11 protein-coding genes are annotated in these 17,518 nt (G+C 64.0%); 1 reads left to right on the top strand and 10 read right to left on the bottom strand.

Annotated elements, in window-relative coordinates; all coding sequences use genetic code 11:
• Positions 1-363: 363 nt before the first annotated feature.
• Positions 364-2,040, top strand: a complete 1,677-nt coding sequence (locus CAP2UW1_RS11155) for an AMP-binding protein (protein WP_015766729.1) — start codon at positions 364-366, stop codon at positions 2,038-2,040.
• A gap of 212 nt (positions 2,041-2,252) precedes the next feature.
• On the opposite strand, the gene CAP2UW1_RS11150 is transcribed toward CAP2UW1_RS11155, so the two are convergent.
• From CAP2UW1_RS11150 to CAP2UW1_RS11105, 10 genes are all read right to left on the bottom strand, one after another.
• Positions 2,253-4,199, bottom strand: coding sequence for a beta-propeller domain-containing protein (locus CAP2UW1_RS11150; RefSeq protein ID WP_015766728.1), 1,947 nt, complete (start codon positions 4,197-4,199; stop codon positions 2,253-2,255).
• Between the two features lie 124 nt (positions 4,200-4,323).
• Positions 4,324-6,672: a fatty acid cis/trans isomerase gene (locus tag CAP2UW1_RS11145; protein WP_015766727.1), complete on the bottom strand. Its 2,349-nt coding sequence runs from the start codon at positions 6,670-6,672 to the stop codon at positions 4,324-4,326.
• Between the two features lie 169 nt (positions 6,673-6,841).
• On the bottom strand, positions 6,842-7,378 hold the full coding sequence (locus CAP2UW1_RS23770) for an energy transducer TonB (RefSeq protein WP_015766726.1): 537 nt from the start codon (positions 7,376-7,378) through the stop codon (positions 6,842-6,844).
• A gap of 139 nt (positions 7,379-7,517) precedes the next feature.
• Positions 7,518-13,091 carry a PilC/PilY family type IV pilus protein gene (locus CAP2UW1_RS11135; RefSeq protein ID WP_015766725.1) on the bottom strand — a complete coding sequence of 1,858 codons (5,574 nt, stop codon included), beginning with the start codon at positions 13,089-13,091 and terminating at the stop codon, positions 7,518-7,520.
• A gap of 34 nt (positions 13,092-13,125) precedes the next feature.
• Complete coding sequence (locus CAP2UW1_RS11130; protein WP_015766724.1) at positions 13,126-13,605, bottom strand: pilus assembly PilX family protein; 480 nt, start codon at positions 13,603-13,605, stop codon at positions 13,126-13,128.
• Between the two features lie 10 nt (positions 13,606-13,615).
• Positions 13,616-14,692, bottom strand: a complete 1,077-nt coding sequence (locus tag CAP2UW1_RS11125) for a PilW family protein (RefSeq protein ID WP_291912637.1) — start codon at positions 14,690-14,692, stop codon at positions 13,616-13,618.
• Positions 14,693-14,697: 5 nt separating this feature from the next.
• Entirely contained in the window at positions 14,698-15,318 is a 621-nt protein-coding gene (gene pilV / locus CAP2UW1_RS11120; protein WP_015766722.1) for a type IV pilus modification protein PilV, read from the bottom strand.
• A gap of 10 nt (positions 15,319-15,328) precedes the next feature.
• The gene (locus tag CAP2UW1_RS23765; protein ID WP_015766721.1) at positions 15,329-15,910 is read right to left on the bottom strand and encodes a GspH/FimT family pseudopilin; all 582 of its coding nucleotides are present in this window, start codon (positions 15,908-15,910) and stop codon (positions 15,329-15,331) included.
• Positions 15,904-16,374 carry a type IV pilin protein gene (locus CAP2UW1_RS23760; protein WP_015766720.1) on the bottom strand — a complete coding sequence of 157 codons (471 nt, stop codon included), beginning with the start codon at positions 16,372-16,374 and terminating at the stop codon, positions 15,904-15,906. Before CAP2UW1_RS23760 ends, CAP2UW1_RS23765 begins: the two co-directional genes overlap by 7 nt.
• 177 nt (positions 16,375-16,551) lie before the next feature.
• Positions 16,552-17,505 carry an alpha/beta fold hydrolase gene (locus CAP2UW1_RS11105; protein ID WP_015766719.1) on the bottom strand — a complete coding sequence of 318 codons (954 nt, stop codon included), beginning with the start codon at positions 17,503-17,505 and terminating at the stop codon, positions 16,552-16,554.
• Positions 17,506-17,518 lie beyond the last annotated feature (13 nt).

Raw genomic sequence — 17,518 nt, 5'->3', positions numbered from 1 at the left:
GGGTGTTCGGCAGGGTGCACGGCGGGGTCCACGGCTGTCTCCAGACGGCGTTCGACGCGAGTTTGCGCCGACCCGGTCGCATGGCGTAAGACTACGTGCGCCGCAGCGAGAAAATTCCAGATTCGGGCCATGGCTGCCGACGCGGTAAGTCCCTTACAATCATGGCCTGCAAGACCAAGCAGGTATCGATGGGCAGGAGACGGCCATCGGGACGTTGCACCCGAGTGTGTGGCCGACCAGCGAGGCCGCTCCTGGCCGGGACCTGCGATTCAATGGGGAGGGACGCCGGTTGGTTTTCAACCTGCTGCGCGAGTCTGCGCGGATCGGCTGCCCGGTGGTTTCATCAAGAAGAAAGGAGCAAACATGTCTTATTCGGCTTTCGTCCAGGCACGCGATTTCCTTCAGGCGCACCGCACGGACTACGAGACCGCGTATCGGGATTACCAGCCGCCGCAGTTGACCGAGTTCAACTGGGCGCTGGACTACTTCGACGTGATGGCGAAGGGCAACGACCGGCCGGCGCTGTGGGTGGTGAACGAGGACGGCTCGGAACAGAAGATGTCCTATTCGCAAATGTCGCAGCGCTCGAACCAGGTCGCCAACTGGCTGCGCGGCCAGGGCGTCAAGCGTGGCGATCGCATCCTGATGATGCTCGGCAACGAAGTACCGCTGTGGGACACGATGCTGGCGGCGATCAAGCTCGGCGCGGTATTGACGCCGGCAACGACGCTGCTCGCTCCCGACGACCTGCGCGACCGCCTCGACCGGGGTCAGGTGCGGCACGTGATCATCGGCCACACGCACACCGATAAATTTACCAGCCTGCCGGGCGACTACACGCGCACGACGGTCGGCGGGGCAGTGGCGGGCTGGCAGCAGCTCGAACAGGCCTACCAGGAGTCGACCGACTTCGCCCCCGACGGGCCGACGCTGGCTACCGATCCGCAACTCCTGTACTTCACCTCGGGCACCACCTCGAAGCCGAAACTGGTGCTGCACAGCCAGCAGAGCTATCCGGTCGGGCACCTGTCGACGATGTACTGGCTGGGGCTGCAACCCGGCGACGTGCACTGGAACATCAGCTCGCCGGGCTGGGCCAAGCATGCGTGGAGCTGCTTTTTCGCGCCCTGGAACGCCGGTGCGACGATCTTCATTTTCAACTACTCGCGCTTCACGGCGGCGGCAATCCTCGAGACGCTGGTCCGCTGCTCGGTGACGACGCTGTGCGCGCCGCCGACGGTGTGGCGGATGCTGATCCAGGAAGACCTGCGCAAGTATCCGGTCAAGGTGCGCGAACTGATCGGCGCCGGTGAGCCGCTCAATCCGGAAGTCATCGACCAGGTCAAGGAAGCATGGGGAATCACCTTGCGCGACGGTTTCGGGCAGACCGAAACGACGGCACAGGTCGGCAACTCGCCTGGCCAGCCAGTCAAGCTCGGTTCGATGGGTCGGCCGATGCCGGGCTATCAGGTGCGCCTGGTGGACATGGACGGCCATGTTGCCGAGGAAGGTGAAATCTGTCTCGACCTCGCGTCGCGGCCGATCGGACTGATGATTTCCTATGCCGACGATCCCGAAAAGACCGCCGAGGTGATGCGGGACGGCTTCTATCACACCGGCGATACCGCGGCGATCGACGCCGATGGCTACATCACCTATGTCGGACGCGCCGACGATGTCTTCAAGGCTTCCGACTATCGCATCAGCCCGTTCGAACTCGAAAGCGTGCTGATCGAGCACGAAGCGGTTGCGGAAGCCGCCGTCGTGCCGAGTCCGGACGCCCTGCGCCTGGCGGTCCCGAAGGCCTTCCTCACCCTGCGCGCCGGCTACGAGCCGAGCCGCGAACTGGCGCGCGACATCTTCGTCTTCCTGCGCAGCCGTCTGTCGCCTTACAAACGCGTGCGGCGACTGGAGTTCGGCGAACTGCCGAAGACCATCTCGGGCAAGATTCGCCGCGTCGAACTACGCAAGGGAGAGCAGGACCGTGGTGCCGCACCGCGTGGCGCGCTCGAGTTCTACGAGGAAGACTTCGAGTTCTGAGCCGGATGGCGACGCTTCCGCGCCGGGTCCTCGATTGCCGAGGACGCGGCCCGGGCAAGCCGGCCATGCCGCCTGCGGGCGGCATGGCTTTTTTGTGCGGGCGGCACCGCTACGCGTGCCCGTTCAGCCAGCCGGGATGGGACACCGCCCTCCCCCCGCGGCGCCGACAACGGCCGGCCGCCGTCACAGCCCTGCGGACCTGCCCGTCCGGCTTACCTCGTCACCTGCAACATGGCCGGCGCAAAGTTTACCCGCCGCGTCTCGACGATGCGCTTCGCATCGACCTTCCCTTCGACGATTTCGTAGCCCATCAGGGCAAACACGCGTCCGCGCACGAACAGCGGCCGCGAGTTGCCGTACCAATCAACGCACGAGGCACGGCAGCCGTCGTTGCGGTCGCCGGCCGATGGCCGCGCCTTCAGGGTACCGAGTTCGCTCAACGACAGACCGCGGTTGCGCAGGAAGAGCAAGGCCGCTGACTCGGCCTGGAGCTGGCGCGTGCCGGGCTCGCTGCCGCCGACGATCGGCAGGCCGAGCAGGCCGTCGAACTCGCTCTCGGCCTTGTAGAAAAAGCCGTGGCTGCGCGTTTCGCCCTGCGCGGCGTCCTTGCGCGTGTAGCGGTCGGCGGTCACTGGCAAACGCGCCAGACGCAGGCTGGTCAGGTGCAGATCCTTGCCATCGCTACCGACGACTAGGCCGTTGCTGCCCAACGCTTCGAGGCGGTCTACCGAGTGCGGCAGCGGCAGTTCGTAGACATCGCCCTGCGCGTAGCGCACCGCATACACCTGCGACTGGGTCGTCGGCTGTGGCGCGTGCCAGCCGGTGCCGGCGCCGTACAGCAGATACGGACCGATATAGCGACTCTGCAGCGCCTGACCGGCGGCTTTCGGCAACCGGCGGTAGGCGTCGACGGGCGCGCTGTCACGGCCATCGGAGAAACTCGCCAGCGGCACGCGCAACAAGGCCAGGTCGCCATAATTGACTTCGGCTGCCCACATGCCCTCGCCACGGCCGTTGGCCCGCAGCAGCACGTTCAGCATCCCGCTGTCGTCCTCGTGGAAGGAAAACTGGTCGATCGGGCTGCCGAGCGTCTTCAGCGCACTCGGTGCCGAGCCATCGAGCGGAATGCGGAAGACGGCGGAAAGCGGAGCAGTCGCCTGTGGTCCACCCCGGCCAGCCGTCGTCCACACGAAGACCGAATTCGGCGAAACGTAGAAAACGCGCCCCGGCGGCCCCAGCACGGCCGTGCTCTGGCAGTCCATCTCGGGCTTGGCGAGGTCGCAGATCGAGACACTGTGCAGGGCGACACCGGCGAACGGGTCGAGCGCCTCGTCGGTACGGTAGATCCGTGTCGCCGGGGTAATCCGCCGAAAATCGGCCGGCAGCGCCCCCGGGCGCCAGCGACGCATGGCCGGGAACGCCGCCCAGGGATCGCCCCACGGACTGAGCACATGCGGCGAGTAGACGATCAGCTTGCTGCCGATCAGCCGACTGGCGTAGTTGCGCGACGAGTAGTAGTCGTTCGAGCGCAGGTGATAGGTCGCCCGATAGGTGAGTTGCCCCGCGCGCGAGATGTCGAAGACGCCGATCTCGGTGCCGCCGCGCGCGTAGCTGTAGCCGATGACGACAATGGTGTTGCCGGCGATCAGCATTTCGTCGTACCAGGCGCCGCCCGGGTCGACGTCGCTGCCGAAGGCATCGACCGCGGAAACCGGGCGCAGATCCTCGCCACCGATGTTGACCGTGAACAGGCGGCCACGCCGCAGGATCACCAGATGGTCCCCGTGCAGCTTGACGATGCCGCCTTCATCGACACCCGCGTGCTGGACGTTGGTCACCGAGTCGGCCTTTCCGGCCGCGGCTTCCTTGGCCACCGACGCTGCCGCGGGGGCCGCCGTCGGCGCCGGCGAAGGTGGAACCTGTTGGCCGAGTGCACCACTGGCGGCCTGTTCGCGGCGCGCCCGTTGCTGCTCCTCGCGCCGCCGCTGCGCTTCGTCGGCCCAGCGCTTGAAGAGGCCGGTCAGATCCTGTTCGCTGGCGAAGGCGGCGAGGGTCTTGCGCGCAACGGTCGGCTCGGCGGGTGCGGCCGCCGATGCCGGCCGCCAGGTCGCGGCAGTCAACAGGAGAGTGGTCAGACAGGCGAGAACGATGCGCGGCATGGCAGTCCTTTCGTTGAGGGTGGGCTCAAGGCAGTAAACGGTCGACACGTGCAAAAAGGGTCAGGAGTCGTCGGAACAACGACTGGCGCGCACGCGCAGCGCGCCAGGCGGGCGGCCATGCCGATCAGCGGTTCTCGAAGCGGTTGTAGTCGAGGAGCCCGGCACTGATCGGCGCCTGCTTGAGATGGGCCGACTGAATCTCGTCGCTGTACTCCCAGAATGCCGGGTCGGTACGGCGTACCGCATGGCGATCGGCCAGCGCACGGTAATCGTCTTCCGAAGACAGCTCGCCAATCGCCTTGGCCAGGGTCCGGATCTCGGAGCGTGGTACGCGGTAGATCGCGTTCGGGTAAGCGCCGATGAAACCTTGCACCACCGTCAGCGTGTTCTCTGCCGGCAGCAGTTCGCGGCCTTCGCGCAGCAGGCTCGAAACGTTGCTATGGCCGGTGTTGCGCAACAGCGTGAAATGGCGCGGCGTGCGCGGCGGGTCATCGACGCGCAGGACGACCACCTCCGGCAGCCACGACAGCGAGGGTCCACGCACGCCGGCGAGAGCGGCGAGATCGCTGCGCAAGGCGGCATCGCTCACTTGCGCGAGGTCGTAGCGACGCTCGAGGGCCGGTGCCAGGTGCTTCTGCAGCAGGGCGTAGAACTCCTGCACGGGCTCCCGGGTGCGGAACTTGATCCCGCTGTCCACCTCGAAGTGCGCCAGCGTTCCGTACACGTGGTTCTTGACGTCCTCGTCGGCACCCCGGTACCAGTAGTCACGCACGGCCTTGCGCTGGTCGAGCGGCAGGAAGGCGAGGAAGTTGAACTCGCCCTCCATGCGCATGAAATCCATGTAAAGCCGCGACAGCAGTTGATGCCCGACGTTGCCATAGACGTCGAAGCCGGCGACCAGAAGATAATGGATGCGTTCGAGCAATGGGTAGCCGATTACCCAGGCCGTTTTCGGCGGCTCACCGACCAGCCCCTTGACGACCGATGCGCTGTCGAAGTGGCGAAAGACGGTCAGGCCGGCGTTCGGGTTCCGGCCGTCACCGTTCCAGATCCATTGTAGGTCGGGCGGCCGCCGGGTGACCGCGTAGCGCGTCAGGGCATCCGACTTGGCCTGCAGGTACTCGGCTTCCCGCTTTGCGTACTTGCGCCAGGGCCCGACGATACCGGCATCACTGCCCTCTGCTGTCGGCAATTCCAGGAGTCTGGCTTCGCGAGACAGAAACGCCTCGGCTTCTTGCGGCGAGTTGCCGTTGGCCAGGAAGAACACCCAGAAGCGATCGTTGATGACGTTGAGCGCGACCTGCCCGCGACAGACCGGACCCTTGATGAAGCCCATGATGGTGAACTCCGCCTCGTCGAGCATGAACTGATAGCGCGCGTTGGTCGGCAACGCCGCGAAGGCGACGAAGGGGTTGGAGGCCACGTCCGGCGCGTACGACGGCAGTCCGTCCACGCGATAGTCGGGCTTCAGGAACAACTCCCGCCAGCGCGCCATGCGCTTCTGGCCGAGCGCGTAGGGCATGTGTGTCTTGTCGACGATCGTTTCGCGCTCGCGCTCAAGTCGGTAATACACCCGCTCGACACCCGGATCGTCATACGGCCGGCGGCTGACGACCAGATCGACCGGCTGACCCGGCGGGGTGCGCGAGCGGATCAGGCGGAAATAGTGGTGCTCGGGGTCGCTGTCGAAGTGGAGATGCGCCAGGAACAGGTGCTCGAAGATGTAGCGGCTGACCAGGCGTTGTTTCAGCGAGTCACCGTTGAGAAACGCTTCCCAGTCGGCAATCTGTTTCTCGACCGACGCCGGAAGCGGCGGCAAGCCCTCGAACGGGGCTCCCTGTTCCAGCCAGCGGCTGAGCGTGCTCATTTCGGCAGAATCCAGGCCTGGCAGGCCGAAGGGCATTCCCCACCAGGGATTCTTGTCCTCGAAGTGGTCGAACTCTTCAATGCGCGGGCACTGCTGCACGCGATCGAGAGAAAAGTCGAAGGATTTGGGCAGGATTGCCGTCTCGGGCAGGGGGTGGCTTTCCTTGAGCCGCAGCGCCCGGTACATGACGCTCGCCGCGAGGTTGGCCGCCGGGGTCTGGTCGCGTTCGTTGAGGACAGGCGAGAAGCCCCTGGCCCGCCAGTCCGACGCCTTCTGCGCGTCGGTAAACAGGCGCGAGGGCGGCGCCTCATCCAGACGACCGCCGTCGTACACCAGATCCTTGCTCAAGCCGCGGGCAATTCCCTCCCAGGCAGTGAGCTTCAGTTGGCACGGCGCGTCATAACAGGCATGGCAGACCACGCAACGCCGCTCGAGGATCGGCTGCACATCGGCACGGTAGGACAATCCGCGGACCGGAGCGCGTGGAGTATCGAAGCGCGCCGGATCTGCCTTGCCGAACTGCTCGTCGAGCGTCTGCCGGGTGAGCGCCGCACAGCCGCTCAACACGATGATGGAGAGCAGCACCAGCGTCTTCTTGATGGTCAAACGAGTGTCCTCAGGTTTGCGCAGCCCTGGCGAGATCCGCGCGACGGTTCAAACCGGAAAAACCCGAAGGATACCGATTTCAGGGGCCCCGGCGCCAGTCCCCAATCTCACTTCCTGTCCAACGGACGACACGCAAGGTCGCGCCACCGGGAGACACGCATCAAGGGTGTCACTCGCGCCTTGCGCTCTGCAGATCCTGACTCTTGAACTCCACCTTGATGATCATCCGGCTCTTGACCGCCTCGCCACCTCGGCGTCCCGGGGAAAACGGCGCGAAGCGAAACGCCGCCAGCGCCGCGTCTTCAAATTCGCCCGGAGGGCTGCCTTCGAGTACCTCCAGATGCCGAATCTGGCCAGTTTCATCGATCATCAGCAACAAGCGAACCCAGCCCTCGATTTCGTTGAGCAAGGCGTGAGGCGGATAGGACGGCGCTACCGATGTCAGCGGGTACGGCTGCTGGTCGAGATCTGACGACCTGAAATACAATTCGTCGATGGGCAGCTCAATCGCCGGCGATGTGTCAGGCGTATCAGACGCTAGCTGACTGTCCGCCTTCGCGGTCCCCGCCGGCGCCTGATGGCTGGCTTCAGCAATGTCGCCGGACGGAGATTCCGGCTCGCTGGCACCGTTTTCGGTTGGCGTCGCGGGCTGGGCAAGCACGGTATCGGGAGAACCGTGGATTCGGATCTCCAGGCGGGTAGCCACAGTGGACGGGCTTGGGGCCCTCGCGGGCCCCAAGCTTGACAGAAGAGCAGCGTGCAGCGCGGCTGACAACAGCAGGCAGGGCGCCAGTCGTCGTGTCAGCAGCGACGCCTCTCCTGCCGGTAGCGGGACCTACCCGCAATCATCCCTCAGGTTCCTGGAACCAGTAGACGCGTTGCCCCGCTCCGACTTTGCCAATGGGCACTAAACGGCAGGGACCATCACTACAGTCCATGTGAAAGATCGTCGTGTCGTCGCCGCCGCCGCTGCCGAGTCCGAGTCCACCGCCTCCACCGCCTCCACCGCCTCCACCGCCTCCACCGCCTCCACCGCCACCGCCTCCAGCGCCGGGGGTTTTCTTAAAAACCAGCGTGTCGTCGGAGCCAAAGCCTTTTGAGACGTCCGGCGAAGAGCGCGAGTCGCTGGTCGTGACCACGCCATCATGGTTGGTGTCGGTGACGATACGCCCATCGAGCGCGCTCATCGAATAATTCGTCCCCTTGCCGGGCGGCACACAGGCCGATGCCGAGGCCAGCGGGCTGTAGGTGGCGAAGCGCAGGACGTTGAAGAAGACTGACGGCGCATTGACCACCTTTTCCCCGGCAACTCCGCCGGTCTCCAGCCTTACGAACCAGCCTGCCGTATCCTTGATCGCCTGCCGGGCCGTCTCCTTTTCGGCCGCCGAACCAAACTGGACCAGATTGGCAGTCAGATCGTAGAAGTTGGTCGCGCCAGTGCCCGCGCTGAAAACGACCGGAGAGGTCCGACTCGACGTCAAGCCAGTCTCGAAATCCTTGATCATGACCATCATGTCGACGTTGTCACTACGCAAGGGATTCTCGCGGTCGCCGGTGCCGACGTATATCGCGTCGAATCGCTGGCCGAGGAACTCCTGCTTCACCGTAGCCGGCGGGAAGAAGATCTTCCGCCGCGGGATCGCGCCGTTGGTCAGGTCGGCAAACTTGACCGCTGTCCAGGCGGTCGGCGAGGCACTGTCGATATCGAAGCGCCAGACGTTGCCTCCCAGATCACCCAGATAGAGGCGATCGACGTAACCCCCTGAGTCGAGGTCGACGTTTACCGGCGTAGCATCCGAGGGGATGCTGAAGTCCATCCCCGAAACCTGAGTGTTGTCCCCGGCACTGGCCGCGGGGGTGAAGCTCCTGACCAAAGCGCCAGTGCGGGCATTCACGAAAAACACGCCACGGCCCATGTTGGCAGCCCGATTGCTCTCGACCCTCACGTTCCCGGTCGCCGGTGAGGCGGGCGAGCCTGTCACCGTAAAGGTAAAGCTTCGCGCGCCGGTCACCGTGATTGTCTTGGTACCGTTGTACGGTGCTTCGCGGGCGCCCGTTATGCTGACCTCTTCACCCGTGGCGTAACCGTGATCTATAGGCGTCGTTACTGTTCCGGTCGTTCCCGAGCGGATCAGCGTTACCGTCAACTGGTCATTGGCCACCGGATCGTAGCCGGCACCGAAGACCGCTACCGGGTCCGCGCTGGCGCGCATGCGGGAAAACGCCGGTACAGACCAAGTCTCGCCTAGCTCCTCAAACCCCGTCGTGGTGTTGTCAACCTTCCACATGAAACGGGGTCTGTCCCTGTCCGAGATATCAAGCGCGTAGACCACCCGGCCGCCACGGCGCATACCGAAAACGAGGTACGCCTTGTCGCCCGCCGTTATCCTGCCATCTCCATCCACGTCGTTAGCGTAAATCTTCGGACTACCATCGCCGGCGATGAGATGCTCGCCGACCGCGTTCTCTCGCATCGCTGCGAGTCTGCCGATGTTCTCTTCCGGCATGAAAGCCCACTTCTCCACCCCCGTAGCCGTTTCCACGGCATGCAACAGACCGTCGTTCGACATGTAGAACATGTAGAGCAGCGGATCGACTGTCGCGGCAGCACCGTCAACGTCCTTCTCGTAACGCAGGGCGGCGGGGTTGGAATGCAGCACGTCGCCATGCGGCCAGGCTCGCCAGGCGGAGCAAGCGGTGCCCGAATCCGCGTCGCTGCACCCCGCATTCGCCGGATCGCCGCCGCGCGCGTAGTTGAGGAGCGTTGCCCGCACCTCATCGGTCATCGACGCGTTGCCCAGCAAGGTCTTGGTAAGCGTATCATTGGCCTCCGACAGTTTGTTGACGTCTGCAGTCAAGTCCGTCTCACCGCTGCTCGAGAGATGCGTGTAAACGTTGCGCAAGGCTGGCGTGGAACCGGCTGCGGTCTTCAGCACATGGCCCGTGCCGCCCTTGTTCGGCTTTCCACCGTCCGGATTCAGCGGATCACTCCAGTAGCTCACCGCGTTATCGCGCACCCTCGCCGTTCGCGCCAAAGTGGTCGGGTCTATGAAGTATTCCACCACGTTCTTCAAGCCACTGCCGAAGTCAGTTTGCCCAGTCAGGCACAGCGGGATGGTCGCGCCGTCGAGATCGGTTCCACATTCCGTCGCATCGTTGCTGAGTTTGAACTTCTTGACCGTGCCATCCCAACACTTCTGCAACACCGGGCCAAAGAACGCCAGGTAGACATCGTCCGAACTCACCGAGGAATCGATGGGAGATACGGGCACAAGCGGGACAGCGACCGTCGGATTCCAGTCGCGAATCGCGATGATCGCGTCCTTGAGCGCCCTCGCCAACCCGCTGCTGTCCTCTGCCAGGTAGTTGGCACCTCGGCCGCGAGCGGCAGCATTGACGAGCACCGGCGAATTGCCGCCGGCAAAACCGATCGTGTACGTGCTGACCGTCTGAACACCGGCAAGCGCGTCAGTGGCGGAGGCGCCACCGGGCGACATATCACCGTTGGCCATGAAGTGGGTCAGCTCATCCAGCCAGATGTAGTTCGTGCTGTAGACAATGTCGGTCGGACCATACGGTACGCCAGCGTCTTCGAACTGCTGCGTCGGTGTTGCCTGCTGCGTACTGACCGTGGCCGCAATAAACGGCGGATCCTGGCTGAGCGCGCGCACCCGGGTGTCCGCCTGATTGTCGTTCTCGGGACCGCCATCGGAAACCAGGACGACATAGTTCTTCTGGCACGTCGCTGGCGTCGTACTGTTGGGGTTACTCATCATTGGCGAAACATACTTGCCATCGGCGCCAATGGCTGACGCGTCTCGGCCTGCCGAGACCTGACCGCCGCCGACCGCGGTCGTGGTGTTGGTGCCGAAAACTGGCGTCTCCCCACGGAAGTACAGGTACGCCTCGTACATCACTTCCGTCAGTGGCGTCGTGCCAGTGGCTACCACGCCATTGATGGCGGCGGAGAGTGTTACGCGATTGCCGTAATCCGAGTCTATGCTGCTCACGCCCATGCGACGGATCGCATAGGCCACGTTGCCGCCCTGGCTGCCCTCGGTGAGCTTAACGCCAACATCGCTGGGCATTTTGTTGTAGACGGTCAGCCCGAAGCGAACGCCGTCCGTGGTCGCGACCAGATCCGTCAAGGCATCCTTGGCGATCTGCAAGCGTGTCTTGCGGCCGATCGGGGCGCCCGTAGGTCCTTTTGGCCCAAACTTCCAGTTGAGGTAGTTGACCGAGTACATGTCGACCGTCGGGTAGCTGGCCGACGGGTCGGTCGGCGTGTAGGAGGCTACTGTTCCCGCGGCGGAATTCGTCGAGTTCCACGCCTGACCGAAGGTGCGGTTGGAAGCGGTGGTCAGGAAGCCGTTGCTCGGGTTGCCGGCCGTGCCGTTATCAGCCTTGCAGTCGTGCTCGAGGTAGTCCGTCTTGGCCGCGAACGGATAGACGGTGTAATCATCTGTTCCGGCGACGGAAGTGGTGGAGCTTGTCGTCGGATTGAGACACGTGTTGGTCGAGCCGACATAGCGGCAACCGACGGAACCCTCACGCGCCTCGCAGGTGGCAGTCGTGTCGGCCTTGTCCGTGCACCCGGTCGTCGAGCCATCGCCGCTGGAAAGCGCAGCATTCGGATAGACCGTGGAGCCGATGGTGAGATCGGGAAGGGTTTCGCTGCAGTAGGCAGCGCTGCTCGCACCGGATGGGCAGTCGCTCGCGCCCAGGCCGAAACCCTGCCCACGGCAGGAACCGCTGCACGTACCGCCATAGTAGTAAGTGCCGACGCCCTCAACATAGATCGAGCTGCGCCCGGACCATTTGCAAGCGGTGTTGTTGATCGTGGTGTAGGAATTGCTAAGGCTGGGAATCCCGGCGCAGGCGTCGGGCGCCGTGCTGCAATCGCTGCCGGTGACACTGGTGCTGACGCAGGTGGCGCCACTCTTGACCCAATACTTCGTATTGTTGCCTCCATCCTTCGGCGGGTCTCCGGAATCGTGCGCCTTGAAGACCGCATCCTTGCCCGCCACACCCGGATCGGCATCGATCTCGCAGGTGCGGGTGCACAGCGTCGTGGTGACCGCAACACCCGATGGCACTTTCAGGAGCGACCCCGGGAAATCGTAATAGGCCGGTGTCCCGGTCATCTTGCCGAAGGCCGGCGGCGTGGCATCGTCGCGATTGCCTTTCCACGCCTTGTGCTTGGCGGTCGTGGTATCGGCGACGATGTCGTAGAGACCCAGCAGATTGACCAGTTGCGTCGAATTGAGGCCGTTGACGTAGCTCTGGAAGTTGAAGCCTCCCAGATCGGCCTTGAGGTCGGTCCACCCGGAACGGGAGGTTCCGCTCGCAGTACGAATGGGCTGGCCCTGGTCGCCAATGTCGGTGACGCTGCCAAACGAGGTGATCAAGGTTGGCGGAGTGGCGCCGGAGAAGCGCGGATAGCTGTCGCGCACCGGGTAAGGCGCCACGCCACCGGGGGTTCCCATGAACTCGCTGCGCGCCCGGATGTTGCTGCCGATCGCGCCAACCACGCTGCCGGCTAGGATCGGCAGAGTGGCCGTGGCGCTGGGAACCTGCGTGGCGCCAAGCGTGGTCGGGTAGGTAGTATCGCCGTCGGCTACCCGCCCTTTGACCAGATCCAGATGCCGCTCCCAGCGTTGCCACTGCTGGTTGAGGTACTTGCCGGTGTTACGCGGATAGGGCGTCGGCGCGAAGACGGTGGAGGGCAGCAGCTTCTCCAGCGAATCGTTGCACTTGTTGTAGGAACGCCAGTCACTGGTGCTCCCGTAGTCCACCCCACCGCGAACCTGCGCCGGGAAGCTGCTCTGGAGAACCCCCCCGGCCCAACGGTTGAAAGCGTTCGACCACAGGCGCTTGTCGGCCTCGTCGGTTCCGGCCGGCAGCCAGAAGATCCAGTTGGCGTTGTTGTAATTGCGATAGGTGTTGCGTGCGCCGGGATCGCCCGGCTCGCTGGCGTTGGCGTAGGCCTTTGCCGCATTCCACAGCGCCTGACGCTGCGCCAGGGTCTCCCCCGCCCACGATCCGTACTTCGTCAACACCGGCACCGCCGCCGTGGTAATCCTGTCGGCATGCGCTGTCGTTTGCTCGGTATCACGAATGATGCCAATGTCGTTCCACAGATACTCGACATGCGAATCATAGGCACCTGGGTACTCACGCCATCCTTCGGTTGCGTTCATCGAATCCGAGGTGTCGAGAATCAGCATGATCGCCGGCTCTGCGGTACTGCCCGCATAGGTCGTGGACAGGTAGATGTCGGTATCTCGCGCCGCGACAGCGGACGAGTACAGAGAGAGCGGCAGCACGGTCGCCGGGTTGGCCAGCGCCGCAATCAGGGTCCACGCCACGCGCCGTTGCCAGGGCTTGAGGGCAGGCTGTGTTTGGTCGGTGACTAGCATGATCGAGCCTCGCTTCCAGTCTAGGTAGTGCAAATCAGGGGCCGCAACTTTTCAAGAGCGCCCGAACGCCTTGGTGAACGATCGTTCGGCCAGCGAAAACCCCGTCGCGTGCATCGGCCCGAACGTCAAAATAGACCGCCTGCGGAGACTTCTCTCCCGTCATGTTGCCCTCTCCGACGCCGGCGGCTGCGCCACACGCTAGTTCGTTGGCGGTCAAGGTGACCTCCCTCAGGTGTTGGAACTGCGGAAGGCTAAAGTCATAATCATCGCTGAGATCGACGTCCATCGCAGCGCCATGGACGAACCCCGTGCGGTTGTTGGGGGCGTTCATGAAGGCCCAGATCGCGGCCTCCGCGTTGGCAAGATTTTGAGCGGCAATCTGGCTGGCTCCCCCTATCTTCAGCTCAATGACGCTGGTGCGCACCAACGACACGACGAGCAGCGTCATCATGACCAGCATGATCAGGCTGGTCACGAGCACCACGCCCGTTTGCGACTTGACTGTTCTCTTCATAGTGTCTTCATCATGGCAATGCAAGCCGTTGTGCGATATTGCGCACCTGGAACGACTGTGTGAAAACATGTCGATGATAGTTGCAGGGAAGCCCGTCATCAGTGCAGTTCAACTCGGCAACACCATCGCCATTCAGATCGTAGTCCCTGCTGTCATCGTTGTACCCATTGGTCGGCTTGGGCGAACGAACCAGGACCGAAACCCGCGCCGTCACCACTTGCGTAAACTGAATCTCGGTCGGTGCCTCCATGTACCTGTCTGGCGTACCGTTGCCGTCATTGTCGACACCATAGACAATCCGTACGGCCTCGATACCCTCGGCGACAGCCCGCTCGGCCATCGTCGTTGTACCCGCAACGTCGACAAGTTCCTGGCGAACCAGGGTAGGGATCGGCTGGTTGCCGTCATCGGTTGCCAGACAGACCGTACCACCGCTGCCGGTCGGACGACTACAGGGTCGCAGATAGTAGGCCCTTGCTTGATATGGGTAGATTGGAGCCTCGCCACCACCGAGAACGGTTCGCCTGGGCGGCGTTGCAAGAGCGGCGTACTGGTCACCTCGGAAAAGGATCCCGGTGGTCGGATCCGATTGCACATAAAGCGAGCCCGCCGCGAGTGCGGCAGACGGGACCGCGCCCCCCGTGGCGCCACGGACGATGAGAATGAAGCTTGGGCGGCCAGCCGCGCCGTCAATGAAGTTGCTGGCATTGATGCATGTGAGGGCGGTGTGCGCGGCGCTGGGAGTCACACCATGGAAGCCGGAGAGCGGTTGCGCAACATTGGTTGCCCAGCCTGCCGCGCAATCGCCGGTAACGGCAATGGCGACCGGCATCTTTACGTCGAAGGACGCGATATGGCCATAAAAGCCGGCCTGTCGGAGATCGGATCCAATGGCGTTAAGTGCATAGGTCCCGTTCTCCTGCATGCGAGCGAAATCGTCATTGACCTTGAAAACGCGCGTGGAATTGGCGAACAGCGTACCCAGGGCAAGCAGCAGGATGATGCCGATGGTCATCGCGACCATGACTTCGACCAGCGTCAGACCACGCTGCCGGGAGTTGGCGCCAGGTCGACGGGAGTGGCGCATTGTCATCAGCATCCCGGGCCACCAGGCAGACAAGTGGCGACGCGGAGCGTGACCAGACGGCGACGCGCGGCCGTCCCGTAGAGACCTGCGCCGCAGGCGGAGGCCGTCGCGTCCGGCGCGACCGTGTCACCTTCACCCTGCCAAGCAACGCTGACCCAGAAAATCGGCTGCGTCGCATCAGGGCGTTCGACACATCCGCGGGCGCCGATGATGCCGCCGACACGATTTGTCGCCGCATCCTTGGTTTCCGACGCCCCGACAAGCACACCATCCCAGGTTGCCAAGTGATTCTGCGCCATGTTGGCAGCGTCACAATCGGCGGTCCAACATTTCCCGGCATCGGAAAGCGCTTGGTAGGTGGCGAACCGTCCTCCCCGCCCCGGCATGTTGGGACCATCGGTCGTCCCCGTCACGTAGGCGGCTACCGCTCCCTGATTGGAGCGGATCTTCTCGGCCATCTCCTGCGCCATGGCCAGTGCCTGCTGCCGCTGATAGCCCTCGAACGAGGCGCGCTGCCCCTTGAGCATCAGGACGGCTATGCCGAGCAAACCAATCAGCAGGATAAGCAGGGATATCAGCACCTCGAGGAGGGTGAAGCCACGCTGGGAGCGATGAGCGGGTTTCATTCGCGGGGCCTCAGGGGCAAGCGGCCACACCCGCCGAAACGACCGCGACCCGGCCGGTCGGACTGAACTCCAGTTGACGCGCCGGCACACCGGCGGACGTGAACGTGGAACTGACCGTGATCCGCGGGATCGCGGCCAACAGCGCACCCGCATTGTAGGCGCGCACAGCACCATCGGCGCCGAACGTCAGGACGTCGAACGCGGTGTCGGCGCTGCAAACGTTGACCGTGGCGTCGAGGGCCGGACGCGAGGCAAGAACACACTCTTCCCCCGCTTCACACAGTCCATCGCCGTCAGTCTCGGGATCGAAAGTACCGTCCCGGTCGACGTCGTCGAACACCACCCAGCCTCCCACCCAAGCCGCTGTCGTGCGCGCGACGCCGACGCGACTGCTGCGCTTGATGGCTTCGACGCGCGCCAGCGCGAAGTCTGCCACCACATCCGACGTCACCGATCGCAGGCGCTGATTCGCCATCATTTCCCGGAACGGCAGCCACGCCATCCGCATCAGAATCCCCAGTATGGCGATGACGACCAGCAACTCAAGCAGGCTGAAACCGCCGTTCGCGTGGGGCTTTCCAAAACCTACCATGGCTTGTCTGTACCCGCCGTGTAGGCGTTGTCGCCGTTGGTGTCACGCCATTTCTGAGTCGCGTTATTGATCACCAGGTTGCCGTCGCCAGACATCTTGCCCGCTTTCGGCGACATGAACAGCAGGAAGGCTGGCGGCGTCGCGGCATTATTGACACCGGTGAAATCGGGATTGTTATAGTAGGGAGAGATGTCCGCCGGGAAGGTCATGTCCAGCTCGCCAGCCCCAAGTGGCGCTCCTGCCGTCCTCAAGGCCGTGGCGTACTGCCGATTGTCAAGCAGATACTGCTCCTGACGTTGCGCCACATCGAGTAGAAACTGCTGGGCGGCAGCGCGATGCGCTCGCCGTATGTATTCACTGTAGGCCGGTACGGCAATCGACATCAGGATGCCGAGAATCGCCACGACGATCAGCACCTCGATCAGGGTAAAGCCCGAATTCTTCTTGTCAGAGCGCTGGTCCATCGAAAAAACCTACTCTATCAGGTGTGGAAAGTCAAGGAAACGGCGATACGACTCTCTGCTCCCGGCAACGGCAGCCAATCGCGAATTGAATCATACGCCTACCTGCCCGCCGTGCAAGGACCGCGTGGGGCAGCGAACCCGTGTATGCGGACTCCGAGGGCCGGCCGCAGCGCTCGCTCAGGCGCCGTGCTCTTCCTGCCGACGGGGCCGGCCGTACCGCTCGAGCGCCACCAGCAGGGCCTGCGCAACGCGTGGCGAATAGAGCATCGCGAGGTGGCCAACCCCGCCGACCACGCGACTTTCCGTGCCAGGCAACTCGAGGCAGGCCTGTGGCATGACGAAGTTGTCGTGCGGACTGTAGATCACCGTGGTCTCGACCACCGCGGGCGGACGCGCCACGCTCTGCAGCCAGGGACTGCCCGGGCGCATCTGACGCGCATTCTCGCCGAAGCCGAGGAAGGCCAGGCGACTTCCCTGATGCGGCGTTCCCAGGGTCACCAGTCCGGCGACTCGCGCTCCGCCGAACCGCTGCAGATAGGCGCGCGCGACCAGACCGCCCATGCTGTGCCCGACGAGGATCAGTCTCTCGGCACCCGCCTCGCCAAGAACGGCATCGATGCGCCGGACCAAGGGATCGATGTAGTCGTCGATGCTCGCGTAGACGGGTTCGAGGTTGAGTGTCGCCACTGTCCAGCCGGCAGCCTCCAGCCTGGGGCGAAGCCACCACCACCCGGCGCGCGAGCAGCCATAGCCGTGAATCAGCAGTACCGGCGGGCGCCGATGCCGCGGCGCGCCGACGCTTCCGATAGCGCCTGCAGGGTGCGGCTGCAGCCGGTCCGCCCCCATCCACCAGCGTTCGAAGGGAAAGACGATGACAAAACTGCGGACAAAGGCAGCGTATTCGCCAAGGACCATTACCAGCGCTTGCGCCGCCGAGAGGCGCGGCGCCGGCGAGCGCCATGTCCAGGCACAAGCGTAGATCAGCGCCACCAGGGCGGCACGCAAGCTGAGCACGCCGAACAGCGCCACCAGGACCGCCACCCCGGAGGAAGCGTCGAAACCGTACTTGGCAAGCGCCAGATAGAGCAGCACTTCGAGCAACAGAGACAGACGTAGCGCGCGCGCCAGCATGGCAGCGAACCTC

This window comes from Candidatus Accumulibacter phosphatis (genome assembly GCF_000024165.1).
Classification (GTDB): Bacteria; Pseudomonadota; Gammaproteobacteria; order Burkholderiales; family Rhodocyclaceae; genus Accumulibacter; species Accumulibacter phosphatis.
This window is presented reverse-complemented; position numbering and strand designations above follow the sequence as displayed.

Bases quoted from the DNA above. Each gene is read 5' to 3' on its own strand.
- CAP2UW1_RS11155 (WP_015766729.1), top strand. From the start codon at position 364: ATGTCTTATTCGGCTTTCGTCCAGGCACGCGATTTCCTTCAGGCGCAC.
- CAP2UW1_RS11150 (WP_015766728.1), bottom strand. From the start codon at position 4,199: ATGCCGCGCATCGTTCTCGCCTGTCTGACCACTCTCCTGTTGACTGCC.
- CAP2UW1_RS11135 (WP_015766725.1), bottom strand. From the start codon at position 13,091: ATGCTAGTCACCGACCAAACACAGCCTGCCCTCAAGCCCTGGCAACGG.
- CAP2UW1_RS11130 (WP_015766724.1), bottom strand. From the start codon at position 13,605: ATGAAGAGAACAGTCAAGTCGCAAACGGGCGTGGTGCTCGTGACCAGC.
- CAP2UW1_RS11125 (WP_291912637.1), bottom strand. From the start codon at position 14,692: ATGCGCCACTCCCGTCGACCTGGCGCCAACTCCCGGCAGCGTGGTCTG.
- pilV (WP_015766722.1), bottom strand. From the start codon at position 15,318: ATGAAACCCGCTCATCGCTCCCAGCGTGGCTTCACCCTCCTCGAGGTG.
- CAP2UW1_RS23765 (WP_015766721.1), bottom strand. From the start codon at position 15,910: ATGGTAGGTTTTGGAAAGCCCCACGCGAACGGCGGTTTCAGCCTGCTT.
- CAP2UW1_RS23760 (WP_015766720.1), bottom strand. From the start codon at position 16,374: ATGGACCAGCGCTCTGACAAGAAGAATTCGGGCTTTACCCTGATCGAG.
- CAP2UW1_RS11105 (WP_015766719.1), bottom strand. From the start codon at position 17,505: ATGCTGGCGCGCGCGCTACGTCTGTCTCTGTTGCTCGAAGTGCTGCTC.